This is a genomic window from Sedimentitalea sediminis (assembly GCF_042687825.1).
In the GTDB taxonomy this organism is placed as follows: domain Bacteria; phylum Pseudomonadota; class Alphaproteobacteria; order Rhodobacterales; family Rhodobacteraceae; genus Sedimentitalea.
Genome location: NZ_JBHUQE010000070.1, coordinates 1 through 715 on the forward strand (window position 1 = coordinate 1; position 715 = coordinate 715).

A 715-nucleotide genomic window follows, 5' to 3' on the forward strand; every position below is an offset into this window, starting at 1 on the left:
TCAGCCAAAGAACTGCGCGCCGTTTGCGCTGATCGTCGAGCCGTTGATGAACCCGGCGTCATCCGAGGCCAGGAAGGTGACGCAGCGGGCGATTTCCTCGGGTTCGCCCAGGCGTCCGACGGGGATTTGCGGCAGGATCGCGTCGTTCAGCACCTTTTCCGGGATCGCCTTGACCATCTCGGTCGCGATATAGCCCGGGCACACGGCGTTGGCGGTGATGCCGGCGCGCGCGCCTTCCTGCGCCAGGCTGCGCACGATGCCGATATCGCCGGCCTTGGTCGCGGCATAGTTCACCTGGGCGAACTGGCCCTTCTGGCCGTTGACCGAGCTGATCACGATCACCCGGCCGAACTTGCGCTCGCGCATGCCGGACCAGACCGGGTGCACGGTGTTGAACACGCCGGTGAGGTTGGTGTCGATCACCTGCTGCCACTTTTCCGGAGTCATCTTGTGGAACGGTGCGTCGCGGGTGATGCCGGCATTGGCGACAACGATGTCCACCGGGCCCAGATCCGCCTCGACCTGGGCGATGCCGGCCTTGCTCTCCTCGTAATCGGCAACGTTCCACTTGTAGGTCTTGATGCCGGTTTCCTCGGTGAACTTGGCGGCGGCTTCGTCATTGCCGGCATAGGTGGCCGCGACGCTGTAGCCTTCGGCCTGCAACGCTTTCGAAATGGCTTCGCCGATACCGCGGCTGCCGCCGGTGACCAGTGCT

General features: G+C 64.6%; 1 protein-coding gene. It reads right to left on the reverse strand.

From position 1 onward, the window contains the following. Window positions 1–715 (reverse strand): acetoacetyl-CoA reductase (gene phbB, locus ACFMPD_RS17560; protein ID WP_380997358.1); only part of this gene is annotated, 715 nt, incomplete at its 5' end.